Source organism: Streptomyces sp. WI03-4A (assembly GCF_033792105.1).
GTDB classification, from domain to species: domain Bacteria; phylum Actinomycetota; class Actinomycetes; order Streptomycetales; family Streptomycetaceae; genus Streptomyces; species Streptomyces collinus_A.
In genome coordinates, this window is the sequence record NZ_JARAUO010000013.1 from 1 (window position 1) to 26,696 (window position 26,696).

The window sequence follows — 26,696 nt, forward strand, 5'->3', positions numbered from 1 at the left end:
AACAAGGACGGCCCCGGCGATCCCGCCCGGCCCGACCCGCTGCTTGCGGCGACGAGAGACATGGTTAGCGACCGCGGAAACCCCACGCAAGAATGTGACCTACTACCCAAGGGCGTAGAAATGGCCTAAATCGGTCATTCCGTGGCTTTCTCGTGCGCCGACCCGCCATGCCGCTCTACGATCCCGCTTAGGACGTGACCTGCCTCTCGTGGGTGGCGTCACGCGGAGAGCCGGAAATCCTCCCGGCCGGGCTTGCTCCACCGGGATCGGGGCAGAGTGCAGCTCGGAAACGCGTACACGCGATCGATCCAGCCCTCTCCGGGGTGACTGCGAGATGCTGATGCGGGCTCGGCGAGCCCGGAGGCGGTAGTCATGGGACCCCTGTCCGGCTTTGTGAGAAAGGGGTGTCCTGGCGATGGCCGACGACGCCTTGTTGTTCGTGCTCCCCGAGCGCCATCCGCTGCTCGGCGCGGCACTGTCCGCGGTCGGCGAGCTGGAGTGCGCCGAGAGCCCCGCGGTGCTGGGCTGGCTCCACGCCCACGGCATCCCCAGCTCTTCCGAGCGGGTCAGGATCGTCCCCGCCGGCGCCGAGGTGCTCGTCCCCGAGGAGGCCGAACGACTGCCGGTACCGCTCAGCGAGGAGGAGACACTGCGGGTGCAGCGCGCCTGCGCGCCCAGGTCGGTGACCGACATGGAGGCCGAGCTGATCAGCTTCCGGGACACCACCCAGGACTGGCAGTCGCTGGTCCACCGTGCGCTGACCGCCGGCATCCCCGCACCGCGGATCGCGCAGCTCACCGGCCTCGACCCGCTGGACATCGTCCAGGCCGTCGGCGACTGACGGCCGGAGCCCCACGCCGGCCGCACGGCGTGGGGCTCCGGTTCCGTGCACCCCTCCGCCGTCACCCGGGGTCGGTGCAGCCGAACAGACCGGCGTGCCCGGGCGGCAGCTGGGTGAGCAGACGGCGCAGCAGTGCGTCGTCGGCGGCCTTGGCGAGCGTGGGGAGTACGGCGTCGATCTCGCGCCTGGCCTCGACGAGGTCGGTGTCGCTGCGGTCGGCCACGGCCTCGACGAACATGGCGGGCGTCAGCGGTTCACTGGCCGGCCTGGCCGCCGTCAGCAGGACCTTGCACCCGTCGGGCAGCAGCGCGGCCAGGTCCGTGCGGTCGTCGCCCACCAGGTGGGCGCCGAGGACTTCCAGCACGTCCCGCACGGCTCTGGCTCCTTGTTGCGGTCTGTCGTAGCCCGCGCGTTCGGTGACCTGGGTGAGGAAGGTGCCCAGACTCCAGTCCATGACAGCTCCTAGTCGTCGGATCTCGCTTCTGCGGTGGCCCGTTCGGCCGCGTTCCGGGGATATCGCGGTGGACGCGGGCGTCACACGGGTGCGGCGGCGCACACCAGGCGGTGCACGTTGGCGAGGCTGCCGCACCGTGCCGCGAGCAGGTCGGCCCTCGTCCTGACGTAACCGGCGCCGAGTTCCTCCCGGCAGGGCCGACTGAGGCTCTCCCGCACGCGGTTGACGAGGGTGCGCTCCTCCTCGTCGGTGTGGCGGCCGGTGACGCCGGCCAACTGCTGGAGCCTCCACTCCCATTCGACGGAGCTGACCTCGCGCACCTGGAGGAGCGCGAAGAGGACCTTGACGGCCTCCTGGTGCGCGGCCTCGATGTGTTCGACGGTGTCGGCGTTCCCGAAGGAGGTGAGGACCGGGTGCACCGAGGCCCGTTCGGCCTCGCCGTGGGCGATCATCAGGTGCGCGAAGTCGTGGAGCGCGCCCGGACGGTCGGCGTCCGTGCTGCGCATCAGGCGGAGCAGTTCCTCCATCGTCCGGTGGTCCTCCAGGATCACCTCGACGACATCCTGGGTCGGTGTCATGGATGCGCCTCCCTACGTGAGTGGGTTTCACCTCCGCTACCCACACTCCTGTCACAAATTCCCAACTATGCCCCTTTTGCCTAGCCTTCCCTGGTCACAGGGGCGTCGCGGATGCGATGCATAGGGTGATCCAACGGGGGCACATGGTCCAGCGGAGCACGCGCTTGCTCCGCTTCAACCGTGGTGCCGCCTTGGAGGCGTGCGCTCCGGGGAGATCACGGGCCTGACATCGCGGCCCGCCGCACGAGAGGGGTTTCGCCGTGTTGCTGCCGGCGGAGAAGGAACTGCGCGCAGTGCTGGCCCGCTTCGCGGAGGCCCGCTTCCGGCACGACCTGCAGCCCACCGGCCGGTCGAGCCGGGACCTCGAGGAAACCTCCACCCGGCTGTGCACCATGACCGGCACCGAGTCGGTGGACCAGGCCCTCGCCGCGGCCGACGACCTTCTGGAACGGCTCCGGGCGGACCGCGGCGCGGACATCAAGGCGTCCCGGGTCCTGGCGGCGTGACCCGTCGGGCGGACGCCCGTCAACATGCCACCGCCGGGAGAGCCGTGTAGGTGACAGCGATTCACGCCTGGTTGATGATGCGTCCTCTCGCCACGCCCCCATCGGCGAGCGCCGACAGCCTGCGCAAACGTGAGCTTTTAGGACAAACCGTCCGGTCGACCGCCTTGCTGGTCGACGAATCATTCATTCCGCCCGGGGATCGTTCCCTCGCACGATCCTCTGAGCGGAAGGAACGAACGGCATGGCCGACTGGAAGCAGATCAGCGGCGGACTGACGCGCATCGCGGTGGGGTCCAGGACCAACGTCTGGGGCGTCAACTCCGCGGGCAACATCTACCGCTACACCAACAACGACGCCAACCCGTGGGTCCAGATCCCCGGCGGACTGACCGACATCGGCGCCGGCGCCGACGGCACCGTCTGGGGCGTCAACTCCGCGGGCAACATCTACCGCTACACCGGCGACCAGGAAAGCGGCCACTGGAAGCAGATCAACGGCGGCCTCAAGTCGATCGCGGCGGGCTCCCGCACCACGGTGTGGGGCACGAACGCGGGTGGGAACGTCTACCACTACACCAACAACGACGCGAGTCCCTGGATCCAGATCCCCGGCGGACTGACCGACATCGGCGCCGGCGCCGACGGCACCGTCTGGGGCGTCAACGCCAACGGCAACATCTACCGCTACACCGGCGACTTCCCCGGCTGACCTGCTCACCCACGCAGCGCCTGGTGCGCCGCGGCGACGTCCCGGACGTCGTCGCGGTGCACCGCGCTGCGAGACACGGGGCTCCTACCGGAACGGGCCGAGGGCGCGGCCGAAGCACCCCGCTGCCCTGCCCTGCCCTGCCGAACGACTATCCACGCGGGCTGCTGATCCGGTCCGGTTCGATCACGTAGATGACGCGGACCTGGTCCCGGCCGCCGAACCACGGGTACGGGCGACCGAGATACCTCTGGGAGAGCGACTCGATGTGCTCGACGGCCCCCTCCGTCCGCACCTCGACCACCCGGCCCCGGATCTGGACGTACGACGCCGGTTCCGCGGGATCCGCCACGGCCACCGCGATCCGCGGATCACGGGCGAGGTTCCTGGTCTTCTGGTTCCCGTCGACACTGTTGATCAGCACATGCCGCCCGTCGGTGTCCACCCACGTCTGCGTGACCTGAGGCGAACCGTCCGGCATGACGGTGGCGACGTAACAGGTGGCCGGACGGCGCAACAGCGCCACGAGATCCTCACCGAGCAGCACGGTCACAGGTTCCTCCGTCGCACGATCACCCAACCGGGCTGCCACGGTAGCCCGCAGGCCACGCCCGGGGAGGCGTGCCACGCCCCGGGGGGAGCGCCGGACCGCTCGCCGACAGCGGGGCCACGATCCGAGTGACGGTCTAGCCCCCGCACCGGCGGCCTACCGTGCAGGCCGGATTCCAGCGGCAGCAGCCAGTGCAAGGGCAGTTCTCTTTCCGGCCGCGACGGCGTGGTTGGCGGTGCTGGGCAGGCAGCGGTCCTGCTCGGGGACGAACTCCGTCATGATGACGCCGGCGTGATCGGTCGCGACCTCGTCGAGCGAGACCGGCCAGTTCTCCTTCTCCAGAGCCGTGCGCAACTCGCGTGAGCGCTCGACGTCCACCACTGGATCGGCAGTGCCGTGCACCAGCCACACCGGTGCTGGTGGCGCCTGGCTGCGACTCCGCCGGAGGTCGTCGAGCGGGGCGGTACCGGTGCTCGGCGCCACCGTTCCGTACGCGCCGGCGATGCCCACGACGGCTCGCGGCCTCCAGTCGTCGAACGCGGCAGGATTCGCGGCGACGCCCACCGCGGCCTTGCCGCCCAGTGACCAACCGGCGAGCACGATCCGCTCGGGGTCACCGCCGAAGTCGTCCGCGTGCTGCCGCGCGAAGAGCGCCGAGTCCAGCAGGTGCGTTCGTCCGCCGTCCGCGGCGTCGGGTCGCCAGTCGGGCACCAGGGCGATGACGCCGAGCTCCGCGGTGGCGCGGGCGACCGGCGCGAGGACATCCCGTTCGTCAGGGCCCCGGCCGTGCCAGAGCAGCACCGTCGGGGACGGCCCCGAAGCACCCGCAGGTCGATACACGTCCATGAGTTTGCCGCCAGACCCGTACGTGAGCCCCGTCCTGACGACGACTTCTGTGGTCATGACGACTCCCCCGACTCGTATGGCACGAACGGTGTCACCCTATCCGCGCGCGTTCACCGGCCTGGCACGGCGCCAGGGAGTCCGCCCGCGAGCCGATCCGGGCCCGCAAAAGCCGTTACTCGGCGTCGAGTTGGTGGTCGGCCCAGACGTAGCTCTCCGGTAGCAGGTCGGTGATCGGGACGGTTCGGAGGCGGTCGCCGTGGCCGACGATGACGTCGAGGGTGGGGAAGTAGTCGAGGAGGACCTGGCGGCATCGGCCGCACGGGGGGACGACGCCCCGGTCTCGGTCGCCGACGGCGACGATCGTGTGGAGGTCGTAGGCACCCTGCGCGGCCGCCGCGCCGATGACGACCAGTTCGGCGCAGGGACCGCCGGTGAAGTGGTAGGCGTTGACCGCGGTGACGATCCGGCCGTCCCGGGCGCGGGCCGCGGCGGCCATGGTGTGGTTGTCGCCCCGGCAGCGCGTGCGGGCGACGTGCGCCGCGGCCGCGATGAGTTCGTGGTCGACGGGGGTTGGCTGCGTGGTCATCGTCTCCGCCTTCGTCAGGTGTCAGGTGACGTTGGCCCGCGTGCCGAGGGGTGTGCAAGCGAATATCGGTGCCACCGCTGCGAAGACACACGTGCCGAGGGCGGCAGCAGGGGGTCGTTCGTCCCTGGTGCCGCCCTCGGCGTCATGCGGGTGCGGGCTCAGCTGACGTTGACCGCGGTCCAGGCCGCGGCGACCGTCTTCGCCTCGGTGCTGTCGGCGCCGTACAGGTCCGTCGCCGCCTTGACGGTGCCTTCGCGGGCCGCCTTGTAGTTGGTCGTCGAGGTGAAGTACGTGGTCAGCGCCTTGTACCAGATCTGCAGCGCCTTGTCGCGCCCGATCCCGGTGACCTTGGAGCCGTCCTGGGTGGGCGAGTCGTAGTTCACACCGTTGATCGTCTTCGCGCCGCTGCCCTCGGACAGCAGGTAGAAGAAGTGGTTCGCGACGCCGGACGAGTAGTGCACGTCCTTGTTGCCCACGTCGGCGGACCAGTAGTCGGCGGACCCGCCGTCCTTGCTGGGCTTGTCCATGTAGCGCAGCGGGGTGCCGTCCCCGTTGATGTCGATCTTCTCGCCGATGAGGTAGTCGCCGACGTCGGTGGAGTTGTTCGCGTAGAACTCCACGCCGGTGCCGAAGATGTCGGACGTGGCCTCGTTCAGGCCGCCGGACTCACCGGAGTACTCCAGCCCCGCGGTGTTGGACGTGACGCCGTGGCTCATCTCGTGGCCCGCGACGTCCAGCGAGGTCAGGGGGTCGGCGTCCTTGGCGCCGTCGCCGTACGTCATGCAGAAGCAGCTGTCGTCCCAGAAGGCGTTCACGTAGGCGTTGCCGTAGTGCACGCGCGAGTAGGCGCCGACACCGTCGTTCTTGATGCCGCTGCGGCTGAAGGTCTTCTTGTAGAAGTCCCAGGTCTCCTGCGCGCCGTAGGCGGCGTCGGCCGCGGCGGTGCCCGCGTTGGAGACCTTTCCGTCGCCCCAGGTGTCGTTGTCCTGGGTGAACAGCTTGCCGGTGCCGTCCGAGCCGTGGTCGAGGTTGTAGGTCTTGTGGCCGCCGCGAGTGCCGTCGGTGAGGGTGTACGACGACCCGGACTGGGTGCTCGTCAGGTCCACCTTGCCGCTGTACTGGGTGTTGCCGACGCCGGTCTCGATGCCCTGGTACTGGAAGAGCTTCTTGCCGGTAGCCGCGTCGGTGATGACGTGCAGCTGGTTGGGCGTGCCGTCGTCCTGGAGACCGCCGACGACCGTCTCGTAGGCGAGCACGGGCTTGCCGGAGCCGGCCCAGATCACCTTGCGCGCGCCGTCCGCCGAGGACTTGGCCGAGCCGAGGGTCTTCGCCGCGGACACCGCCTGCTCCTCCGCATGGGCGGCGGAGACGCGCGGCGAGAGCGAGGTCACCTTGATGGCCGACTTGTTCGCCCGGGTGACGCCCTCGGTCTTGCCCGACTCAGCGGTGTGCACGATCAGGTCACCGCCGAGTACGGGCAGACCCGCGTAAGTGCGCTCGTAGCGGGTGTGCACGGTGCCGTCGGCGTCCTTCACGACGTCCTTGACGACCAGCTTCTCCTCGGCACCGAGACCTATTCGCCGCGCGGTGGCGGCGGCGCCGTCCCGCGCCTGCCGGACCAGCGTGGTGCGGGCGGCGGCCGACAGCGTGACCGGGGCCGCGAGCGGCTTCGAGGACGCGGAACCGGCCGGGATCTGCGCCGAGGCGGTGGTGGCCAGACCGGTGGACAGGAGAGCTCCGGCCGCCACCGCGGTAGCGATGGCCAGAGTGCTGCGCTTGTGGCGCGTGTTGAGGAAGCTCACGAGAAGGGGCTCCTTGCTGTGGGGGGAACGCCGCCCGCCCGGGATGGGGCCGGCCGGAACGGCTGGTGGGAACAGGTCGTGCTCGTGCAGCGGGTGAACAGAGACTGACATCTATGTCGTGTACATGTCACTACCCGCCGAGTGATGTTGGTCGAGAATCGGCCGACCGCCCTGAACTGGGAAAACGGCACGTCGAGTCGCCGCCACGCGCATCGAGGGCGCGTTCGGCAGCGGTCGGCTCTCGGTGGGCCGGTCGGAGGGCTCAGCTCATACGGGTGACGAGCGAGGCCAGCCACCGATCGGGCGTGAAACGGTCGCGGGCAGGCCGAGAACGGCGCGGCGCATGAAGTCTCCAAATGCTGTGGGGGGTTGGAGAGGTGCACACGAGAAAACCGCAGCCGTTGCGTCTCCGCTATGCGCGACGATCAAATACGACAACTCCCCCACGTGACCTTCACTGGGCGGTCATCGCCGCCACACACTCCGCCCGGGGGCATACGGCGGCCCGGGTGCCGGTGACAGCACCCGGGCCGCATGCGAAGACCGGACGTCCCGCACAGGGGCGGCGGGCGGTCCTGCGGTGGTCAGGAGGCGAGGCGGTCGCGGTCCCCCATGACCACGACGGGGTGCTGCGCGGGGTCCAGGGTGTGCAGGAGCGTCTTCATCCCGGACTCGGGGACGGTGACACATGCCGAGGTGCCGTCACCGTGGTCCATGTGCAGCCAGATCCCGCCGCCCTTCTCCACACCGTCGGGTCGGCTCCAGTCGAACGGCGGGGCGTCCCTGAGCCGGTTGTAGTCGATGGCGATGACGTAGTCGAAGTCGTGAAGGTGGGCCGGCTCGGGGTTCAGCATGGTCGCGTAGGCGTTGTCGTCGTACCAGTACCTGAGCCGGCTCCCGGGGTCGGCGAGCGAGCCTCCCGCGTCGGTGAGCGTGAAGACACCGACAGGACTGTGCTCGTCGTCGATGTGGTGGTCCGTCGTCCAGCCCTGCTTGCCGTTGTGGCCGGACCAGCTGTCCGTCCGGTGCCAGGTCGAGTCCCGCTTCTGGTACAGGACGACGAGACTGTCGGCCGAGTCGCGACCCTCGCCGTAGACGACCACGACCTGTCCGGTGTCGGCCGGGACCTGACTCCACATCCGGTCGCCGACACCCGGAAGACGCGTGCCCACGCCCTGGCCGGGACGGGCCGAGGCGCCGCCGCGCGCGCCGGGGGTCGTCCGGTCGGTCTCCTGACCGCACGCCGTGGCACCGGCCAGCAGGACGCCACAGGCGACGGCGACGGATATGGCATGGCGCGCACCGCCGCGTCGCACCGGCCGACGACAGGACGGGGTCACCTCGAAGTTCCGCATGGTCCAGATCCTGCGGCGACGCGGACGCGAGGCGCATCCGGACGCGGCATCCGGCCCAACTGCTCCTTTCGGCGCAGGCGCCTGCGCGGTGGGAGCACCCCTCTCGGGCCGGTGACCCGCGGCGGTGAACGACTCTCGGCCGGTTGGTCGAGGGCGGGCGGGTGAGGGCCGGGAGGGTGGCGGCCGGGAGGGTGAGGCCTGGCCGGCCCTCGTGGCTCCGTGTCAGGACGGGGCGAGGACGCAGAACTCGTGCCCCTCCGGATCGGTCAGACACGTCCACGGGACGTCGCCCTGGCCGACGTCCAGGTCGGTGGCGCCGAGCGCCCGCAGCCGCTCCACCTCCGCCGCCTTGTCGTCCCCGGCATACGGCAGCAGGTCGAGATGGACGCGGTCCGGCACGGTCTTCCCGCCGGGCGTACGGAGGAACTCCAGATACGGGCCGACGTCCTGGGCCGAGCGCAGCACCGCGTGGTCGTCGGACACCTCGCGCAGGGTCCAGTCCAGGGCTTCACCCCAGAAGCGGGCCATGAGCCGTGGGTCCACACAGTCGACCACCAGCGCGGCGATCGGGCCGGTGTCCCGGTAGACCTCCCGGGGCTCCAGCACGCAGAACTCGTTGCCCTCCGGGTCGGCGAGGACCGTCCAGGGCACCTCGCCCTGGCCCACGTCGGCGGGCCTCGCGCCGAGGGCCTGGAGCCGTGCGACCAACTCCGCCTGGTGGTCGGCGGAGGTGGTGGCGAGATCGAGGTGCACGCGGTTCTTCGCCGGTGTCTTCGGATCCGGGACGGGCACGACGTCGACGCCGACGGCGACCGGGTGCGGCCAGACCAGGCCGCCGTGGGGTCCGACGTACGTGGTCAGGCCGGGGCTGTAAGCACTCCAGCCGAGCGCCTCGGCCCAGAACCGGCCGACCGCCGAGGCGTCGAGCGCCTTCATGATCACGTGAACGGGTCGCAGCGCCATGCGGTGATCCTATGCACGCCGGGTCACACGGCGCGCCGACCACAGGCTCCGGCCCGCCAACTGCGCTCAGCACATGATCCGTTGCCCGGGAGCCGGGGCCCGGCGAGGATGATCCGTATGCGGAACATCGTGATCATCGACGCCCCCTCCAACCTCGGCCTGAGGCCACCCGTCCCCGGCACCGTGCCCGGCTGCCACAAACTCGCCGGGGCGCTGCGCGAGAACGGGATCGCCCGGCGCCTGGGCGCGGTGGAGGGCGGTGTCGTCGTACCACCCCGCTACGACCGGGGCGACTGGCGGGAGGGCGACGGTGTCTTCAACGCAGCCGCCATCGCCGCCTACACGGTCCGGCTCGCCGACCGTGTCGAACGGCATGTGTCGGCCGGGGACTTCGCGCTCGTCCTCGGCGGCGACTGCTCCATCCAGCTGGGCGCCTCCCTGGCACTTCGCCGCCTGGGCCGCTACGGACTCGTGTCGATCGACGCCTCCCCCGACTTCCGCAGCCCGGACAACTCCGACCGGATCGGCGCCGCGGGTGGCGAGGAACTCGCCCTGGCCACCGGGCGCGGCCAGTCCGACCTGACCGACCTCGAAGGGCGCCGGCCCTACCTGAGGGACGAGGACATCCGCGCCTTCGGTATCCGGGACGCCTACGCGGACGACCTGGAGATCCGTCAACTGCGCGCGCTGGAGGTCCCCGTGCTGACCGTCTCGGAGCTGCGGCGGTCGGACCCCGGCGGAGTCGGTACGGCGACCGCGCACAGCCTGGAGAACACGGAACTCGACGGCTTCTGGGTCCACCTGGACGCCGACGTACTGGATCCGACCGTCATGCCGGCGGTCGACAGCCCCGACCCGGACGGTCTGCTGCCGGAGGAGGTGGCCGTCCTGCTGCGCCCCCTGGTCCGCTCCCCGCGCTGCGTCGGACTCAACGTCACCATCTACGACCCCGACCTCGACCCGGACGGGACCGCCGGCGCGCTCCTCACCGACCTCGTCGTAGCGGCTTTCGAGGAGGACTGACGGGCGGCTCGCGTTGGGCGCGGAGGGTAGGCAGGTCGTCACTTCCAGCCATTCTGCGCGTGTGATGACCATGGCGACCTGGGCTTTTCCCCTACCAAGACTAGTCAGATTCACACCTATCCGAACTGAATAATGACTTACGCGGTGTCCACCGCGCCCGTGACCAGCCCACACGGCATTCACATCTCGCGCACAGGTGCGGCACGTCTCAAACACGGTTGGTCAACTGGCCTTGCCCCGTTGCTCAGGCGAAGCTGCTCCCGGCCCACAAGGCCCCGACCCTCAGAAGGAGCATTCATGCGCACGAACCTGCGCTTCGCCGTCACCGCCGCAGCCGCCACCGCACTGATCGGTGGAGCGCTCGCCGTCACCTCGGCCACCGCCACCGCGGCACCGGCAAGCCTGTACGCGCCCTCGGCACTGGTCCTCACCGTGTCCTACCCCGGCGGGACGACCGACACCGCAGCTCGCGCAGTCACCCTGAGCTGTATGCCCGGCGCGAGCGGCACCCATCCCGACCCCGCCGGGGCGTGCGCGGACCTGCGCTCCGCCGACGGCAAGCTCGACTCGCTGCTGTCCACGGCGCCCGGCCAGGCCTGCACGCGACTGTGGTCCCCGGTCACCGTCACCGTCGACGGTGTCTGGCAGGGCACGCGCACCTCCTGGAAACACACCTTTGCGAACTCCTGCGAAATGGCCAACGCCGTCCAGCAGAACAGTCTCCTCAACTTCTGACCCCGCCGACGGTCGACGGGTCCGGCCTACGGCCGTCAGGGGCGGGGGACCCGCGCCCGTGACCCGACCCCGGCCGCCGCGGGCGTGAGCCCACGCCGACGAGACGAACCTTGCCTGCCACGCGCTACTGTTCCCAGCGTGGCAGGCAAGGGCATATCCACGACTCGGCCGGACGGGCGAGTCGAGCGGGGGAACCGGACACGGCAGCTCGTGCTGGGCCGGACCGTCGAGATCGCGTCCATCGAGGGCCTCGACGCCCTCTCCGTCGGCCGGCTGGCGACGGAACTCGGGCTCAGCAAGAGCGGGGTGTTCGCGCTCTTCGGCTCCAAGGAGGGACTGCAGCTCGCCACCGTGCGCGAAGCGGGACGCGTCTTCGCCGAGCGGGTGCTGCGTCCGGTGACGGCCCAGCCCGCCGGGGTCCTGCGGGTGTGGCGGCTGTGCGAGGCATGGCTGGAGTACTCACGGACCCGCGTCTTCCCCGGCGGCTGCTTCTTCTACGAGATCATCGCCGAGTTCGACGCCCGCTCGGGGCCTGTGCACGACGCCGTGGTCCGTGCCCAGCGCGACTGGTCGGCCCATGTGGAGGAGATTGTCGCCGAGGCGCGTGACGCGGGCGAACTGCACTCCGACATCGATGTCTCGCAGCTCGTCTTCGAGTTGCTGGCGCTGATGGAGACGGCCAACGGCATAGCGGTCCTGCACGGCGAGGAGACGGCCTACCGGCGGGCCCGCACGGGGATCGCCGCACGCCTGGGGGCGGCCGCGGTCGACCCGCACCTGGTGCCCCAAGTCGACTGAACCCGGGCTGGGTTGCTTCGGGTCTCGCCTGAAAAACAAGTAGCACGACCGTTCGCACAGTTCTAGCCTCGGTCCATGACACCCAGTGAAGCGGACCTCGTCGAGTTGGACCGGATCGCCGTGCGCGAGGCGGTCCGTGTGGTGGACCTGGCCGGGGAGGGCGACTGGGAGCGCGACTCCCCCTGCGCGGGGTGGACGCTGCGCCGGCTCGTGGCGCACATGACGGCTCAGCACCACGGTTTCGCGGCCGCCGCGCGGGGCGAGGGGCGGGACGCCGCCCACTGGCGGGAGCCGCGTGACATGAGCGAACCGGCGAAGACCCACCGCGCGGCCGCCGCGGCCGTACTCGACGCGTTCGCCGAACCGGGCGTGTCGGAAAAGGAGTTCGCACTGCCCGAGGTGGGCGGCGGCTTCGCCGGCCGCAGAGCCGTCGGCTTCCATCTCGTCGACTACGTGACGCATGCGTGGGACGTCGCCGCCACCCTCGGTCTGCGCGTGCGGCTGCCGGAAGACGTGCTCGGCGCCGCACTCGCCGTCGCCCGGCGCGTCCCCGCCGACCCGGCGCTGCGGGGCCCCGGCTTCGCCTTCGCCCCGGTGGTGCGGGCGCCCGAGGAGGCCGCGGGGTCCGGGCCACTGGAGGAGACGCTGCGACTGCTCGGGCGGCGGCCGGAGCGGTGGCCGGTACGGGAGTGAGTACGGTGCCGGGTCTCGCACGCACGTGAGCACAGCGCTGGGGTCCGACGCGCCCGAGGGCGGCGCCGAGGCCCGCACGCACGTGAGTGGGAGCCGGGACCCGCACGCGCGTGAGCCCGGTGGGTGCTGGGCCGCCGCAGGCCAGGTCGGCTCACCGGAGTTCGCCAGCCCGTACCGGCGGGCGGCCGGGTCGCGGAGGTCCGGGCGGAGTTCGCGGGACGGTCACATGCCCGCGGGATCCTGGTCGAGTGCGGCGAGTGCGGTGGCGGCCTCGTCCTGTCGTGGGCTTCTCAGCCCGGCGAGGGCGTCGCGGGCGGCGACCAGTGTCTCCCTGGCCTCGGGGTGGCGCAGGGCGCCGAGCACCTGGCCGAGGTCGAGCCGGGCCTGTTCGGCCCAGGCCGGCATCTGCGCGGTCTCGAATGCTTCGAGCGCCTGCCGGAGCGGCGGCTCCGCCTCCTGCCAGCGTTCAAGGGCCGCCAGGTCGTTGCCGATCTGCTGCCGGGCGACCGCGTGGTACAACGCGATCAGTTCATCCGTACGGCCCGGGACGCCCGCCCGGCAGATCTGCTCGCTGCGGCGGTGGATGTCCAGGGCCTCCGTCGCCCGGCCGATCTGGCGCAGCAGGGTGCCGAGGGTGTTGAGGATCGTCAGTTCGGCCAGCCTCGCCTGGGGTGAGCTCTGCGAGGAGAGACAGTGGGCCGCTTCGCGGAGTCGCGTCTGGGCCTCGTCGGTGCGGTCCAGTCGGTGCAGGGCTCCCGCGGCGTAGCCGAGTGCCCAGCCTTCCTGGAGTCCGTCACCGCTGTCGCGGGCCGCCACGATCGCGGCGTCGGCGGCCACCAGGGCCGACCTGGGGTCGTGGACGCAGAGGTTGTGGGCCCAGGCGAGGTAGTTGAGATGGGCCGCCTCCTCGCGCCTGCTGCCCAGTGCGCGGGCGGAGTCGGAGGAGCGCTGGAAGACCTCGACCCACTGCTCCCAGTGCTGGTTGAGGTCGGAGAACCAGTGCATCGCCTCCGCCGTGTCCAGCACCTGCCGGTGCCGCCCGGTGTCGTGGGCGCGGCGCAGTGCGGCGAGCCACTGGGCCCGCTCGGCCTCCAGCCAGGCCCGCGCCTCCTCCCGGCCGGTGGGCGCCCCCTCCGGGTCCGGGTCGGCGGACGGCGTCGTGTGGTCGTGGTCGACGTCGAAGCGCAGCGCGGCGGCGGTGGCCCGGGACAGCATCCACTGAGTGGTGCGGTCGAGGGCCGCGTCGCGCACGGCGGGGCCGTCCTCGGCCTCGACCTGCTCGGCCGCGTAGAGCCTGAGGAGGTCGTGGAACCGGTAACGCTCGGCGACGGGATCGCTCTGGAGGAGTCCGGCGTCGGTGAGTTCCTCGGCGCAGGCGACCGCTTCGTCGTAGGGCAGCCCGGCCAGGAGCGCGCCGGTCTCCGGGCTGAAGTCCGCGCCCGCGGCCAGTGCGGCGCGGCGCAGGAACGTCCGTGACTCCTCGCGCAGTTGGCGGTAGGAGAGCGCGAAGGCGGCGCGCACCCGCAGGCTGCCGGCCTGGAGGCCGTCCAGTCGTCGGCCCTCGGCGGCGAGTCGGGCGACGAGCTTGCCCAGGCGTTCGTGGGGGCGGCTCAGGAGGCGCTGTCCGGCGATCCGGACGGCGAGGGGCAGGTGCCCGCACAGATCGGCGAGGTCGCGCGCGGCCTGCGCTTCGGCCCGCACCCGTTCGGGGCCGACGATACGGCTCAGCAGTTCCACCGCTTCCTCGCGCCGCAGCAGGGCCAGGTCGCAGCGGTGGACGGAGGTCAGGCCCGCCAGGGCCTGACGGCTGGTGACGAGGGTCAGTGACGGGCCGGTGCCAGGCAGCAGCGGGCTGACCTGGGCCTCGTCGGTGGCGTTGTCCAGCAGCAGGAGCAGCCGGCGCTCGGCGGCCAGGGAGCGCCACAGGCTCGCGCGCTCGTCGGTGCCGGCCGGCATCGCGGCGTCGGCGATGCCCATGGCGCCGAGCAGCCGGGCCAGCGCGTCACGGGGAGTGGTCGGCTCCGCGTCCATGCCGTGCAGGTCCAGGGCGAGTTGCCCGTCGGGGAAGTGCGGGGCGAGACGGTGGGCGGCGTGCACGGCGAACGCGGTCTTGCCCAGTCCCGGCTGTCCGGCGGCCACGGCGACCAGCGGCCGGTCCGGGCCGGCGTGCTGCGCCAGGTCCCGCAGGCGGGCGAGGGCCGCGTCGCGTGCGGTGAAGTCCTGGATGTCGCGCGGCAGGGCCAACGTGACGGGCGCGGCCGGGCCTTCGGCCGTCCGAGGGCGTGGGCGCCCCAGCGCGGCGGACGCCTCCAGGCCCGCCGCCTCGTCGTCGTCCAGTCCCAGTGCTTCGGCCAGCGCCTGGACCGTACGGCGCTGCGGCCCTCGGGTGCGGCCGCGCTCCATGTCGGCCAGAGCCCTGACGCTCACCCCGGCGGAGTGCGACAGCGCCTCCTGGCTCATTCCGGCACGAGTCCGCAGCAGGCGCAGCCGCTGCCCGAAGTCCTCGGTGGAAGGCGTGCCACCACGCACGTCGATGTCCCCCAATCATCCGGCTCGTCCGGACGCGAGCCCCCCGGCAGAAGTATGACGGACGGTAGTTCTGCTGGTGGAACCGCCTGGGACGCGAATCCGGCCGGTGGTCGACTGAGGGCAGGCGCGGGACCTCTCCTCCCGGACGGACGGAGCCCGGACGACCGGTCCGCCACGGACGGTGCCGCCGGACCGGACCTCGTCCGGACCGGGGACGGGCACCGACCGGCTCGCCGCCCGTCGACCACCGCGTACGCGCGACGGGCGCGAAACGGGGAGACACCGCACCACCCAGTCAGAACGATCCCGGCCGCCGGCACCAGCCGCGGCCCCGCACCACTCACGGGGAACTTTCCATGAACCTTCCGCGTCACCACTCCATGCTGCTCGCCACGGCCGGCGCGGCCCTCGCGCTGACCCTCACCGCCTGCCAGAGCGACGCATCCACCAAGTCGGCTCCCGCGGCGACCTCTTCGACGGCCGGGAAGGCGGCCGGCGGCGAACAGAGCGGCGCGTCCGGCACGAAGGACTCGACCGGTCAGGCGCAGGCGACGGCGTCACAGGGCTCGACGGACCGCGCCGACGAGGGCGGCTCCACGGGCTCGACCGGTGAGCCGGCGTCCGCCGCCACCCGGGTCTGCACCGCGCGGGACGTCAGGGTCACCGCCGCCACCCAGGGCGGCCCGCCCACCACGCACATCGTCCTCACGGCGAAGAACACCTCCGGCCACTCCTGCCGGCTGGCGGGCGCGCCGCACATCCAGTTCCTGGAGAGCCACAAGCAGGACGTCCCGGCCGTCGCCAAGAGCAAGCCGGCCTCGCCGGTCGTGCTCACCGCGGGGGCTCCCGCCTACGCCCTGGTGAAGCTGTCGGACGGCGGCGTCGACGAGGACGACGAGCCCGTGTCGGCGTTCTCCGTCGTGCTGGAGGGCGACTCCACCGTCATCGCTGTCAACGCACCCGGCAGTGGCGGTGTCGCCGTCGACCCGGCCAAGGCGCTCACCGGCTACTGGACCCCCGAACTCCGCAACGGCGCCGACGACTTCTGAGCCGCGCGCTTGCGTGTGGAGCGGCCCTGCGTCACGAGCACTCCGGTCCGGGCACAGGCCCGGGCCGGGGTGCTCGCGGCTGCCGGGCCCCTTCGTCCGTGGCGACGACGGAGGCGGACAGGAGTGTCGCGGCGGCGAGGCTGCCCCACAGGGCGGCCGGGCCGTGGGGCGCGAGGGCGGTGATGACCGCCGGGGAGACCGCCAGGCCGAAGCCGGTGGAGAGCTCGAGGCGGGCGAGGGTGCGCCCCAGGGCATGGGCGGGGGCGAGACGGGTGACCAGCGCGGTGGCGCTGCCCGCGTAGACGATCTCGCCGAGGGTGCACACCACGGACACGACGGCGACGGCCGGTGCACCCCAGCCCCGGCCCAGTGAGGTGGCCACCAGGAAGCCGAGGTAGGAGGCGGTGAGTACCACCCCGGCCAGCGCGAGCGCCGTACCCCGGGAGAACCGGGACATCAGGATGGTGACCGGCACCTGCAACGTGACCACCAGCACCGTGTTGGCCACGAAGATCGCCGCCGACCACACCGGGGAGGCGTGCAGCTGGACGACCAGGACGAGGGGCAGCGCGATCTCGGGGACGTTGAGGCAGAAGACGTAGACGACGTTGGCGGCGAGCAGGGCGCGCAGCCGGGGCGCGGGCCCTGCGCCGGACTCCCTGCCCGGGGTTGCGGCCGGGCGCGCGTGCAGGTGGACCGACCAGGCCAGGGCCGCGGCGGCGAGGTACGCGAGTCCGGTGACGGCGGCCAGCGCCCGCAGCGCGGTGGTGCCGCCCGTCAGGGTCACGGTGGCGATGAGCGCGCCGACGCCCAGAGCGGCGTTGCGCAGGGCACGGCCCGCGGCGAGCGCCGTGTCGCGTTCCCGGCCGTGGGCGACCGTGGCGACGAGCGCCGCGTGGGCGACCGGCCAGGACTGGTTGCCGATGCCGAGGAAGAGCGCCGCCGCGGCGAACGGCCACACGTGCCCCGCGGGGGTGGCCAGCAGCAGCGCCACGCCGAGCACCCGTACCAGCATCGACGCCGCCACGACCGTGCTGCGTGCGCCCCGGTCGAGCCATCGGCCCACGGCGGGTACGCACACGAGACCCGCGACGACGCCTGCCGTCATGGCGGCCCCGGTGACCGGCGCGGACAGTCCCAGTACCGTCACCCCGTACAGGAGCAGGAACGGCCGCAGCAGTCCGGTGCCGAGCGCGTCCACGGCCAGGGCGACGGCGTAGCGGGGGCCTCCGGAGGCGCGGACGAGATTGCGGGGCCTGATCTTGGTGGTGGTTGCCATGACGTCAGACGGTGCGGGCGCCTGATCGGCCGGGCACGTGGGTTGACGGGAACCGTCAACCCACCTCGCCGACGGCTGTCGAGGCGGTGATGATGGCGGGATGACGTTGAGGATCGACATCGGCGGTCAGCCGGCCGACGGGGTGCGGTTCGCTGCCTCGCCGCTGGCCGAGCTGACCGCGATGCTGCATGTCCTGGCCGAACCCGGTCACCATCCGCAGCTCGCCGGGTGGGCCGCGGACGTCTGGGCCGGGCTGTCGCCGGAGCTGGCCGAGCGGCTCAGGGAGGCGGAGTTCCTCTGGCGGTCCTCGCAGGCCGACTTCATGATCCCCGGCCGGCCCCGGCCGACCCTCGCCGAGGAACTGGACGACGTGGACCGGATCGAGGACGAGCGGTACGTGACCGCCGCGCTCGTCACCACGTGCGGCAGCAACCGGGTCCACTTCGCCGGGAGGTCGCCGCTGACCGACGCGACGGCCCGCGAGCGCGCCCTGGACGTGGCCCAGGCGCGCGGCGCGCTGCAGGAGGCCTTCGCGGAGCGGTTGCTGGCCGACCCGGCAGCGGTGCGGGCGCGGGTACGGGACACCCTGGAGCGGTGCGCCGCCGCGTTCTTCGACACCGCCTGGACGGGCGTCGCCGTCCGGCTCGCCACCGATCTCCGCCTGAAGAAGGACCTGTTGAGGCGTCAGGGCATCGGCGCGGCGCTCGCCTCGGTCTCCGGCGCGGTCACCCTGGCACCGGACGGCGACTGCATCGTCGTCGACAAGGTGCAGGACAAGGCGACCAGCGCCCGCGAGAGCGGGGTCACCTTCATCCCGAGCGTCTACGGCCGCCCGCACCTGGTGGCCGTCCACGCGCCGGGGTGGCATCCGGTCGTGCAGTACCCCGTGGCCGAGCCGACTCCGTCGGAGCCGGTACCGCTGGAGACGGTGACGCTGCGCCTCGACGCGCTCGCGCATCCCGTACGGCTGCGGCTGCTGCGCACCCTGGCTCGCGGCCCCCACACCACCGGCGAGCTGGCGCACGCCTGGGAGCTCTCGGCGCCGGAGGTCTCCCGCCATCTGGCCGTCCTGCGCCGCGCGGGCCTGCTCACGGCCCGCCGAGAGGGCCGCTACGTCCGCCACAGCCTCAACGTGCCGGACCTGACGGCACTCGGCACGGACCTGCTGGCGGCCGTACTGCGCTGAGCCGAATCATCGCCGGTGTGCCGCCGTGTGCGCGTCTCACACGGCTGAAGTGGGCGGAGCCGGCCGGAATCGAACCGGCGTCCTCGCGATTTTGGAGACCGCGCGCGACGACCTCTGCGCTACGACTCCGCTTGCCTCGCATCGTATGCGTTCCGACGGCCGAAGGGCGCCGGTCCGGAACATCGCGATCGGGGGAAGCGAACCCACGACAACGAACCCTGACAATGGACCCATGACAGAGGGCGCGGGCGAGATCGTTCTGAGCAAGCGGGACCTTCGGGAGGTCGCGGCGTTCGCCGCCGCGTGCGCGGAGACGGTGCTCGACGTGTTCGAGGCCGACCGACCGGACGACGCGCGGCCCCGGGAGGCCGTCGATGCCGCGTGGGAGTTCGCCCGGGGCGGCGAACGCGGGAAGGCGCTGCGCGACACGGCGTCGGCGGCCCTCAAGGCGGCCAGGAGCGCGGGGACCCCGGCTGCGCGGGAGGCCGCGTGGGCGGCGATGTCGGCGGCGGGCTCCGCCTACCTGCATCCGCTGGCCAAGCCCACCCAGGTCAAGCACATCCTCGGAGCCGGCGCGTACGCGGCCAGGGCCGCCGAACTCGTCGCCGGCGACGAACGGGACGTCGGCGCCGCGAGCCTCGAGCGGACGGTGCGCCGCGCGACACCGGTCGTCGTCGACGTGCTCAAGCGGTTCCCGGCGGCGCCGGGCGGCGGCGGACGGGTCGGTGAGCTGATCCGCGTCCTCGACGGCGAGCTCCGTTCGCTGACCCCCGGTACCTGAACCGCCTGCGGGCGCGCTACCGCGCCGGAGGACACGTTCCACCCGGTTTGGTCAATATTTACTTTCCCGGAAAGCCTCTGCATAGTGGCGCCTCGACAGATGGCCGGTCGAGCCGAGAGGGCTTTTTCTTGACTCAGATCAACGACGTCACCGCGCGCGAGGTGGAGCTCGAGCGGGCTCAAGTCTCGTTCATCGGCGAGCTGTTCGACGAGCGGCTGACCGGGACGCGGGAGGAGCTGGCGGCCGTGCTCGCGTCGCCGGCCGACGGCGCGGGGGAGGTGTACGAGCGGGAGGTGGCGGCCGGGCGGCTGGCGCGAGAGGTACGCCGTCTTGAGGGGGCCGAGGAGGGGCTGGTCTTCGGCCGGATCGACCGGGCGGACGGAACCGTCCTGCGGATCGGGCGGCTGGGACTGTACAGGGAGTCGGACGAGCTGCCCGTCCTGGTGGACTGGCGGGCGGAGGCCGCGCGGCCCTTCTACGAGGCCACGCCGGTGCACCCCATGGAGCTGCGGCGGCGCCGCCATCTGCGCCTGGCGGGCCGCTCGGTGGTGGGTGTGAGCGACGAGCTGCTCGACGGCTCGGCGCCGACCGGGCAGGACGTGGTCGGCGACGACCCGTTGACGGCGGCGCTCCAGGAGCGGCGAACGGGCCGTATGGGTACGGCCGTCGCCACGCTCCAGGCCGAGCAGGACGCCATCGTGCGCTCGCCGCACCGCGGGGTGACGGTGGTGCAGGGCGGTCCGGGCACCGGCAAGACGGTGGTGGCGCTGCACCGTGCCGCGTACGTGCTGTACGCGTTCCCGAAGGCGTCCGAGCGCGGCGTGCTGGTGCTGGGCCCGAACGCACGGTTCCTCGAATACATCGGCCAGGTCCTGCCCTCGCTCGGCGAGAACGACGTCGTCCTGGCGACCTGCGAGGAACTGGCCGGCGTCACGCCGAGCGCCTCGGACCCCGTCGAGGTGGCCCGCCTGAAGGGCGGTGCAGCGCTGGCCGACGGGCTGGCTGCCGCGCTCCGCTCGCGGCAGGCCCCGGGCGGCCGCTTCGAGATCGCGGTCGGACAGGAGTGGATCCGCCTGCCGGACCGGGACGTCGTCCACGCGCGGGAGTCGGCGCGGACCAGCGGTCTCGCGCACAACCGGGCCCGTCGGCACTTCAAGGAGCTGTTGGTCGACGCCCTCGTCCGGGAGCTCGCCCGCAGCGGCGCCGAGGCGCTCGAACGCATCGACGCCGAGGTGGCCCAGCTGACCGGCCTCGACCTCGACCGGGCCGCGGCAACGGACCTGCGCAGCCTCGGCATCGAGGACGCGCCCTCCACCGGTGCCGACGAGTTCGACGCCGACACCGTGCGCGCCGACCTGCTGGACGACGCCCTGCTCGATCGGGCCGTCGAGGACCTGTGGCCGCGGCTGACGCCCGCCGGCGTGGTCGAGGCCCTGCTGACGGATGCCGACGCGCTGGCCGCCTTCCTGCCGCGGCTCACCGCCGGCGAGCGGGCGCTGCTGCGGCGTGCACCCGGAGCGCCCTGGACGGACGCCGACGTGGCGCTCCTGGACGAGGCGGCGAGCCTGGTGGACGGCCCGCCCGAGCACGTCTTCGGCCACGTCGTCGTCGACGAGGCCCAGGAACTCACCGTCATGCAGTGGCGGATGATCGTGCGGCGTTGCCCGGGCAGGTCGATGACGCTGGTCGGGGACTTCGCCCAGGCGGGACCGACGACGGTGGCCCGCGACTGGAAGGAGGCGCTGGGCCCGGAGCTCGGTCGCCGCTTCGACCTGCGCACCCTGACCGTCAGCTACCGGACCACGCAGGAAATCCTCGCCGTCACAGACGAGTTGCTCGCCCGCATCGCCCCCGGCCGGCCCACGATCCGGTCGATCCGGCACGGCGAGGTGCCCCGGAACCTCGCCACCACCCCGGACGCACTCGTCACCGCGCTCCTGCGCGAGCTGCGGGACCAAGCCGCCGCGCACCCGGGCGAGTTGGCCGGGGTGATCTGCGCCGACGAGAGAACGGAGCAGCTCATGGCCGCCGGCATCGAGCACCACGCCCGACTGGTGCCGGCCTCCCAGGCCCGGGGCCTGGAGTTCGACGCCACCGTGGTGGTCGACCCGGACGGGATCACCGCCGCCCGCCCGGGAGGCGAGCGCGACCTCTACGTCGCCCTCACCCGCGCCACCAAGCGCCTGTGCACCCTCACCGTCACGCCTGCCGGGAAAGCGACGAGCTGAGACCGGTCCCCCAGCGGTGTCGCCCCCGTCTCAGCCGAGGCGGGCCGCCTCGGTGAGGCGTCGCATGGCGATGCGGGCGGGTGGCCCCCAGGTGGGCTTCCCGCCCGGGCCGCCGTGGACGCCCGCCTCGCCGATGAGGAGGCCGCCCAGGGCGCGCAGTACCGCCCAGCCTCGGGCGCGGCGCAGGGTCGCGGCGTCCGGGGCCGGCCGGTACGCGGCGTGGAAGCGGTCGGTGGCGCCGTCCGGCAGCAGGATCCAGGCGGCGGCGAGGTCACAGGCCGGATCACCGGCGCAGAGGTCGCCGAAGTCGATCACACCGCAGAAAGTGCCGTCCAGGGTCAGGATGTTGGCCGGGTGGAGGTCGCCGTGGAGCCACACGGCGGGGCCCGTCCAGCACGGCGCGGCGACGGCGTCCTCCCAGACCGCGCGGACGGCGTCCGGGTCGGGGACCAGCCGCAGTTCGGTGGCCGAGGCGAGCCCGCCCGCGAAGTGCCCGGCGAGGTCGGCCAACGGCCCCCCGCGGTCACGGCCGAGGGGCGCCCCGTCGGGCGCCGGCCGGTGGAGGGCCGTCAGGAAGGCGGCCAGGCTGTCGGCCGCGTCCGCGGCGCGTGTGGCGGGGGCGCGGTCGGCCGGTTCGCCCGGAACCCACGTGGTCACGGTCCAAGGCCGCGGGAACCGGGCGGAGGGCTCCCCGAGCCGCTGCGGGACGGGAACCGGCAGCGGAAGGCGCGGCGCGAGGCCGGGCAGCCACGCGTGCTCCTTGCGCAGCAGCTCATCGGCGTCCTGTGTCGCCCAGGGCAGCCGTACGGCCAAGTCGTCGCCGAGGCGCCACAGTTGGTTGTCCCAGCCCCGCGCGCCGAGCTCCAGGGGGCGGTCGGCCAGGTCGGGGTGCTGCTCGCGGAGGATGTCCCGGACCAGCTCCGCCGTGATCTCGATCTCCGTGCGGGTCATGCGGAGCAACCTAGGCTCCGGGGCCACCTCGTGTCTCCTGAGGCACCCGCTCGTCGAGGACTGCGGAGAAGGCCGAGGCGATGAGGGCGACAGCGGGGTCGTCGTCGCGGGCCAGGTGGGCCAGGGTGTCCCGCGCGGTGGTTCCCGGCAGTTCGAGCAGTGCCTGAGTGAGGCGGATACGGGTCGCGGAGTCCGCTGTGGGGCGGGCGAGTTCGTCGGCCAGCGCGGTCAGGATCCGGTCCGCCCGCGCCGGGGCCCGGCCGTGGTCCTGGTCGTGGTCGCCGTCGCTCTGCTCCTGGCCCGGGTCCTGGTCCTGATCACCGTCCTGGCCCTGGTCCTGGGCCAGCGTTCCCAGGACCTCCGCCGCGTCGACGTCGTTCCGCCCCTCGACCACCATGCGGACGAGTGCCGGCACGGCCGCGTGCACGCCGCGCCTGCCCAGTGCAAGAGCGGCGTGCCCACGCACCGTCGCGTCCGGGTCCCCGAGCGCGCCCGTGAGCGCGGCGGCCGCCCCCGGTGCCTCGGGCATCGCCGCGACGGCCTGCACCGCGCGCCGACGCACCGCGACGTCCTCCGCGCGCACGCCCGCTGTCAGTGTCGCCACGGCGCCGGCTCCCGACCGGGCGAGCGCCCAGCGCAGGGCGCCGGCGACGACGGGGTCCGGTTCGCTGAGGACCGCGCCGGCCAGCAGCTCGGCGGGGACCGCTCCGGCGTCCGGCCCGGCCAGGACCGTCTGCTGCCTGCGCGCGGCACTGGCCGAGTCGAGCCCCTGCATGAGTTCGACGACGCGCAGGACGTCCTGCCAGCCGGCGGGTGCCGACGCGTCGATCGCGCGGAGCCGCTCGAGCAGCTCGCGTTCCCGCTCCAGGCGGTCCTCCGTCCACCGGATCAGGTCGCTCACGAGGGCGGACGGTGTGAAGACCGGGTCCTGAAGCGCGCGCCCGATCTGTTTGAGCGAGAGCCCGAGGGACCGCAGGCTCTCCACGTGGAAGATCCTGCGGACGTCCTCGGCGGAGTACTCGCGGTAGCCGCCGGTGGTGCGGCCGGTCGGGCGCACCAGCCCCAGGGCGTCGTAGTGCCGGAGCATCCTCGCGCTCACCCCGGAGTGGCGGGCCACTTCACCGATCAGCACCGCACGGTCTCCCCGGGTTCCCCGGCGCTCGGGATCCCGGCGGTCCCCGACGCGACCGTGTCGGCCGCGGCCGCTCGCTCCGGGCCGAGCATGACGACGCGCATCGCCTCGTCGCGACCGGCCTCCGGGTTGCGCCGGAGCCAGGCGGTGGCGCGGGCGTGCGCGGCCACCGCGGCGTCGGGATGCTCGGCGGCCTTCGCGAGGACCGCCTCGGTCTCGTGTCCCAGGTCGACGAGGGCGCGGCTCAGGCTCAGCCGCACGCCGCGGTCACCGCGGCCGAGCTGGGTGACGAGTTCGGCGGCCAGGTCCTTCTTCTCATCCTGGGGCACGAGGGCGACCGCGACGCGCCACGCCGTCCGTGCGACCTCCTCGTCCGCGTCGTGCAGCGTGTCACGCGTGATCCAGGGCCACGCGCTCCCGTCGCCGATCTTGGAGAGGGTGTGCAGGGCCTGGCTGCGGGCCTGGGCGTGCTCGGAGTCGAGCTCCTGGCGGATCCGGGGCAGGGCGAACTCCGGTGGGAGCCGGGTCAGTGCCCAGGACAGCATGTCGCGCACGAAGAAGTCGGGCTCGGTCGCGCACCGCTCGACGAGCGGTTCCAGGAAGCCGGGATCGGCGGACGAGCCGGCGGCCAGGGCTGCCCGGAGCCGGACCGACGCGTTGTCGGCGCTCAGTGCGTCGGCGACGCGGGTGTGCTGCGGTGTTCCGTTGGTCACGTTGATCGGGACCACCTCCTGCAGCCAGGGCACACCTTACCAACGTGTCAAGGTCAAGCCCGGTCCCTCACTGTGCGCGGTCGGCGCGTGATCCGCTGGTGTGGGCGAAGCGACTTCCGGTGTTATTCAATGAGGTGTGCGGTCAGGGATCTCGGGGCTCCGGTCGCACGGGTCCGAGTACGGTCCCGGCGTAGCGCCGGGGATTGCCGAGAGAGCCGCATGGACTCCACACCCTCCCCTTCGTCTTCGTCCTCTTCGCCGTTCGGCCTGGTCAGCAGTGCCCTGAGCCGCTACATCCCGGGTGGCGGGGCGGCGGCGGAGGGCGGTCCCGCCGACGCGCAGGGTGAGCGCGCCACCGGGGGGCGCGCACCGGACAACGGGACGGCCGGCCGTCAGGACCAGATTCTCGGCGCGATCAATCTCGACCGGGACCTGCGGATCACCCGCTGCAACCTGGACGCCCCCGTGTTCGCGGGCGTCGACGCCGTGACCGGGAGTCCCTTCGTCGATCTGCTGCCGCCGGGGGACGTACCGACGGTCACCCGGCGGCTGCGGCAGGTCCTGGAGACCGGTGAGGCGCATGTCGCGCGGATCCAGCGGCTGCGGCGTGCCGACGGCTCGGAGCTGGTGGTGTCGCTGAGCATCCTGCCCGCCGCGCTGCCTGAGGAGAGCCTGACCGTCTCCGTCATCGCCATGGCCAGGAGGCTGCACCTGTACGCCGCCGAGACCGCGATCGGTACCTCGCTGGACATCGGCGAGACCGCGCAGTCGCTGGCTCAGTCGCTGCTGGCCTGGGGAGACGTGGCGGCCATCGACCTCGATTTCGCGGTGTGGACGGGCGAGGGGGTCTCCGAGAAGACGCGGGGGCGCATCCGGCTGCGGCGGGCGGCCCTGGTGCCGGACCGGGCGTGGCCCGAGGGTTACGTGACTCCGGGCGACGACCTTCCGAGCGACGCGAGCCGAATGCTGGCGCAGGCGGTGCAGCGGGACGACGCGCCGCAGGCCATCGTCATTCCCGACCGGGAGGCCGTCGAGCGGGTGCTGGGCAGTCCGCGCGTGATGCGTGCGCTGGTGCCCGGTGACCGGTCGGCCGGTGTGGCGTGCATCCCGCTGGTCCTGGACGGCGAGCCGCCGGTCGTGCTGGGCGTGGCGGAGGTGTGGCGGCGGGCCGACCGCCCCTTCCGCGACAGCGAGCTGTTCGAACTGCAGGAACTGGTGGCCAGGACCGCCCATCACGTGGATCTGGCCCGCCAGCACCAGCGCGAGCACACGCAGGTGCTGGCGTTGCAGCGCCGGCTGCTGCCCCGGACCGGCGGCGACACGGTCGAGATCGCGAGCGTCTACCAGCCGGCCACCCCCGACAGCGCGGGCGTCGGCGGCGACTGGGTGAACAGCTTCCCGCTGCCGGACGGCCGTACCGCGCTGGTGGTCGGTGACGTCGTCGGGCACGGTCTGGGCGCCGCGGCGACCATGGGCCAGCTGAGCATGGAGGCCCGCGCGCTGCTGTCGGCGGGACTGGCGCCCGACGAGGTGCTGGAGCACCTGGACAAGACCGTGACGATGCTGGACGACGCGGAGTCCGGTCTTGCGGCCGGCTACAGCGCGCTCGGGTCGACGTGCTGCATCGCCCTCTACGACCCGGTCAGCCGCCGTGTGTCGCTGTCCAGCGCCGGGCACCTGCCCCCGGTCCTGGTGACGCCGGACGGGCACGCGGGTCCGCTCGCGGTCCGTCCTCATCCCGGCCTGGGCGCCGAGTTCGCACTGCGCGAGCCCTTTGACGTGCACACGTTTGACGCGCCTCCGGGTTCCCTGCTCGCCCTCTACACCGACGGGCTGGTGGAGGATCCGGCCCTGTCGATCGACGAGGGGATCGGCAGGCTGACGGAAGCCGTGTCCACGGTGCACCCCTGGGACGCCCTGCCCAAGGCCGCACGGCACGTCGTGTCCACGCTGGCGCCGCCGCGGCAGCGCGACGACGTGACACTGCTGCTCGCGCGCATGATCGGCTACCGCCAGGGGGACACCGCGACCTGGCGGCTGCCCGCCCGCTACGACGCGCCCGCCCGGGCCCGCGGGTACGTCTCGGTGCTGCTGCGGCAGTGGCAGATCAGGGACGACACCCGGGACAGCGTCCTGCTGCTGGTCAGCGAGCTGGTGACGAACTCGGTGCGGTTCGCCACCGGCCCGATCACCGTACGGCTGATCAGGGCCGGTCACGGGCTGCTGTGCGAGGTGGGCGACACCGGCAACGGCAGGCCACGTCTCGGCCGGGGCGCCCCCTACGACGACGGCGGCCGCGGCCTGCGCGTCGTGCACCGGCTCACCACCCGGTGGGGGGTGCGGTGGACGGACACCGGCAAGGTGATCTGGGCGGAGGTCGCGAGGTGACGCGGCCGTAGGGCGAGGGCCGGG

General features: G+C 72.7%; 25 protein-coding genes and 1 tRNA gene. 12 read left to right on the forward strand and 14 right to left on the reverse strand.

The features are described from left to right. Window positions 1-415 precede the first annotated feature (415 nt). Window positions 416-841, forward strand: coding sequence for a DUF6003 family protein (locus tag PV343_RS15870; RefSeq protein ID WP_319147549.1), 426 nt, complete (start codon window positions 416-418; stop codon window positions 839-841). A gap of 61 nt (window positions 842-902) precedes the next feature. Here the strand turns inward: PV343_RS15870 and PV343_RS15875 are convergent, their stop codons facing one another. Together PV343_RS15875 and PV343_RS15880 are read right to left on the reverse strand one after the other, a co-directional pair. Further along, window positions 903-1,295 carry a DUF2267 domain-containing protein gene (locus PV343_RS15875; RefSeq protein ID WP_319147550.1) on the reverse strand — a complete coding sequence of 131 codons (393 nt, stop codon included), beginning with the start codon at window positions 1,293-1,295 and terminating at the stop codon, window positions 903-905. A gap of 80 nt (window positions 1,296-1,375) precedes the next feature. Further along, window positions 1,376-1,873: a hemerythrin domain-containing protein gene (locus PV343_RS15880; RefSeq protein ID WP_319147551.1), complete on the reverse strand. Its 498-nt coding sequence runs from the start codon at window positions 1,871-1,873 to the stop codon at window positions 1,376-1,378. Window positions 1,874-2,133: 260 nt separating this feature from the next. On the opposite strand from PV343_RS15880, the gene PV343_RS15885 reads away from it, so the two are divergent. Beyond that, a complete protein-coding gene (locus tag PV343_RS15885; RefSeq protein ID WP_319147552.1) occupies window positions 2,134-2,379 on the forward strand; it encodes a DUF5133 domain-containing protein in 246 nt (81 codons plus the stop codon). Window positions 2,380-2,620: 241 nt separating this feature from the next. After that, a complete protein-coding gene (locus tag PV343_RS15890; protein WP_319147553.1) occupies window positions 2,621-3,088 on the forward strand; it encodes a tectonin domain-containing protein in 468 nt (155 codons plus the stop codon). Window positions 3,089-3,236: 148 nt separating this feature from the next. Here PV343_RS15890 and PV343_RS15895 read toward each other — a convergent pair whose 3' ends face one another. From PV343_RS15895 to PV343_RS15920, 6 genes are all read right to left on the reverse strand, one after another. Continuing rightward, window positions 3,237-3,638, reverse strand: coding sequence for a PPOX class F420-dependent oxidoreductase (locus PV343_RS15895; RefSeq protein WP_319147554.1), 402 nt, complete (start codon window positions 3,636-3,638; stop codon window positions 3,237-3,239). A gap of 153 nt (window positions 3,639-3,791) precedes the next feature. Next, window positions 3,792-4,538 carry an alpha/beta hydrolase gene (locus tag PV343_RS15900; protein WP_319147555.1) on the reverse strand — a complete coding sequence of 249 codons (747 nt, stop codon included), beginning with the start codon at window positions 4,536-4,538 and terminating at the stop codon, window positions 3,792-3,794. Between the two features lie 115 nt (window positions 4,539-4,653). Further along, on the reverse strand, window positions 4,654-5,067 hold the full coding sequence (locus PV343_RS15905) for a cytidine deaminase (protein ID WP_319147556.1): 414 nt from the start codon (window positions 5,065-5,067) through the stop codon (window positions 4,654-4,656). Between the two features lie 158 nt (window positions 5,068-5,225). Further along, entirely contained in the window at window positions 5,226-6,869 is a 1,644-nt protein-coding gene (locus PV343_RS15910; protein ID WP_319147557.1) for a M4 family metallopeptidase, read from the reverse strand. 584 nt (window positions 6,870-7,453) lie between these two features. Continuing rightward, window positions 7,454-8,224, reverse strand: a complete 771-nt coding sequence (locus PV343_RS15915) for a L,D-transpeptidase family protein (protein WP_319147558.1) — start codon at window positions 8,222-8,224, stop codon at window positions 7,454-7,456. Between the two features lie 222 nt (window positions 8,225-8,446). Further along, window positions 8,447-9,187, reverse strand: coding sequence for a VOC family protein (locus PV343_RS15920; RefSeq protein WP_319147559.1), 741 nt, complete (start codon window positions 9,185-9,187; stop codon window positions 8,447-8,449). Window positions 9,188-9,304: 117 nt separating this feature from the next. Here PV343_RS15920 and PV343_RS15925 point away from each other — a divergent pair, with 117 nt between their 5' ends. The 4 genes from PV343_RS15925 to PV343_RS15940 all read left to right on the forward strand — a co-directional run bounded on the left by PV343_RS15925 (window position 9,305) and on the right by PV343_RS15940 (window position 12,436). After that, on the forward strand, window positions 9,305-10,210 hold the full coding sequence (locus tag PV343_RS15925) for an arginase family protein (RefSeq protein WP_319147560.1): 906 nt from the start codon (window positions 9,305-9,307) through the stop codon (window positions 10,208-10,210). 297 nt (window positions 10,211-10,507) lie between these two features. Then, window positions 10,508-10,945 carry a subtilase-type protease inhibitor gene (locus PV343_RS15930; protein WP_319147561.1) on the forward strand — a complete coding sequence of 146 codons (438 nt, stop codon included), beginning with the start codon at window positions 10,508-10,510 and terminating at the stop codon, window positions 10,943-10,945. Window positions 10,946-11,098: 153 nt separating this feature from the next. After that, complete coding sequence (locus PV343_RS15935) at window positions 11,099-11,743, forward strand: TetR/AcrR family transcriptional regulator (RefSeq protein WP_319147687.1); 645 nt, start codon at window positions 11,099-11,101, stop codon at window positions 11,741-11,743. Between the two features lie 75 nt (window positions 11,744-11,818). Beyond that, window positions 11,819-12,436, forward strand: coding sequence for a TIGR03086 family metal-binding protein (locus PV343_RS15940; protein ID WP_319147562.1), 618 nt, complete (start codon window positions 11,819-11,821; stop codon window positions 12,434-12,436). Window positions 12,437-12,658: 222 nt separating this feature from the next. Here the strand turns inward: PV343_RS15940 and PV343_RS15945 are convergent, their stop codons facing one another. Further along, window positions 12,659-14,965, reverse strand: coding sequence for a helix-turn-helix domain-containing protein (locus PV343_RS15945; protein WP_319147563.1), 2,307 nt, complete (start codon window positions 14,963-14,965; stop codon window positions 12,659-12,661). Between the two features lie 356 nt (window positions 14,966-15,321). Here PV343_RS15945 and PV343_RS15950 point away from each other — a divergent pair, with 356 nt between their 5' ends. After that, window positions 15,322-16,014: a DUF4232 domain-containing protein gene (locus PV343_RS15950; protein ID WP_319147564.1), complete on the forward strand. Its 693-nt coding sequence runs from the start codon at window positions 15,322-15,324 to the stop codon at window positions 16,012-16,014. 31 nt (window positions 16,015-16,045) lie between these two features. On the opposite strand, the gene PV343_RS15955 is transcribed toward PV343_RS15950, so the two are convergent. After that, on the reverse strand, window positions 16,046-17,293 hold the full coding sequence (locus PV343_RS15955; protein WP_319147565.1) for an MFS transporter: 1,248 nt from the start codon (window positions 17,291-17,293) through the stop codon (window positions 16,046-16,048). Between the two features lie 100 nt (window positions 17,294-17,393). Here PV343_RS15955 and PV343_RS15960 point away from each other — a divergent pair, with 100 nt between their 5' ends. Continuing rightward, complete coding sequence (locus PV343_RS15960) at window positions 17,394-18,479, forward strand: helix-turn-helix domain-containing protein (protein ID WP_319147566.1); 1,086 nt, start codon at window positions 17,394-17,396, stop codon at window positions 18,477-18,479. 54 nt (window positions 18,480-18,533) lie between these two features. On the opposite strand, the gene PV343_RS15965 is transcribed toward PV343_RS15960, so the two are convergent. Next, window positions 18,534-18,608, reverse strand: a tRNA-Trp gene (locus PV343_RS15965). Window positions 18,609-18,711: 103 nt separating this feature from the next. Between PV343_RS15965 and PV343_RS15970 the strand changes: the two genes are divergently transcribed. Together PV343_RS15970 and PV343_RS15975 are read left to right on the forward strand one after the other, a co-directional pair. Continuing rightward, window positions 18,712-19,260 carry a putative immunity protein gene (locus PV343_RS15970; protein ID WP_319147567.1) on the forward strand — a complete coding sequence of 183 codons (549 nt, stop codon included), beginning with the start codon at window positions 18,712-18,714 and terminating at the stop codon, window positions 19,258-19,260. Window positions 19,261-19,388: 128 nt separating this feature from the next. Then, the gene (locus tag PV343_RS15975; protein WP_319147568.1) at window positions 19,389-21,488 is read left to right on the forward strand and encodes a HelD family protein; all 2,100 of its coding nucleotides are present in this window, start codon (window positions 19,389-19,391) and stop codon (window positions 21,486-21,488) included. Window positions 21,489-21,518: 30 nt separating this feature from the next. Here PV343_RS15975 and PV343_RS15980 read toward each other — a convergent pair whose 3' ends face one another. Genes PV343_RS15980 through PV343_RS15990 form a run of 3 tightly spaced genes read right to left on the reverse strand, consistent with a single transcriptional unit; the run spans window position 21,519 to window position 24,308 of the window. Next, on the reverse strand, window positions 21,519-22,439 hold the full coding sequence (locus PV343_RS15980; RefSeq protein WP_319147569.1) for an aminoglycoside phosphotransferase family protein: 921 nt from the start codon (window positions 22,437-22,439) through the stop codon (window positions 21,519-21,521). Between the two features lie 10 nt (window positions 22,440-22,449). After that, window positions 22,450-23,571 (reverse strand): MerR family transcriptional regulator, encoded by a 1,122-nt coding sequence (locus tag PV343_RS15985; protein ID WP_319147570.1) that lies wholly within the window; start codon window positions 23,569-23,571, stop codon window positions 22,450-22,452. Then, a complete protein-coding gene (locus tag PV343_RS15990) occupies window positions 23,565-24,308 on the reverse strand; it encodes a HEAT repeat domain-containing protein (protein ID WP_319147688.1) in 744 nt (247 codons plus the stop codon). The genes PV343_RS15985 and PV343_RS15990 overlap by 7 nt, the downstream gene beginning before the upstream one ends. Window positions 24,309-24,503: 195 nt before the next feature. Between PV343_RS15990 and PV343_RS15995 the strand changes: the two genes are divergently transcribed. Further along, window positions 24,504-26,672 carry a SpoIIE family protein phosphatase gene (locus PV343_RS15995; RefSeq protein WP_319147571.1) on the forward strand — a complete coding sequence of 723 codons (2,169 nt, stop codon included), beginning with the start codon at window positions 24,504-24,506 and terminating at the stop codon, window positions 26,670-26,672. The last annotated feature ends 24 nt before the right edge of the window (window positions 26,673-26,696 follow it).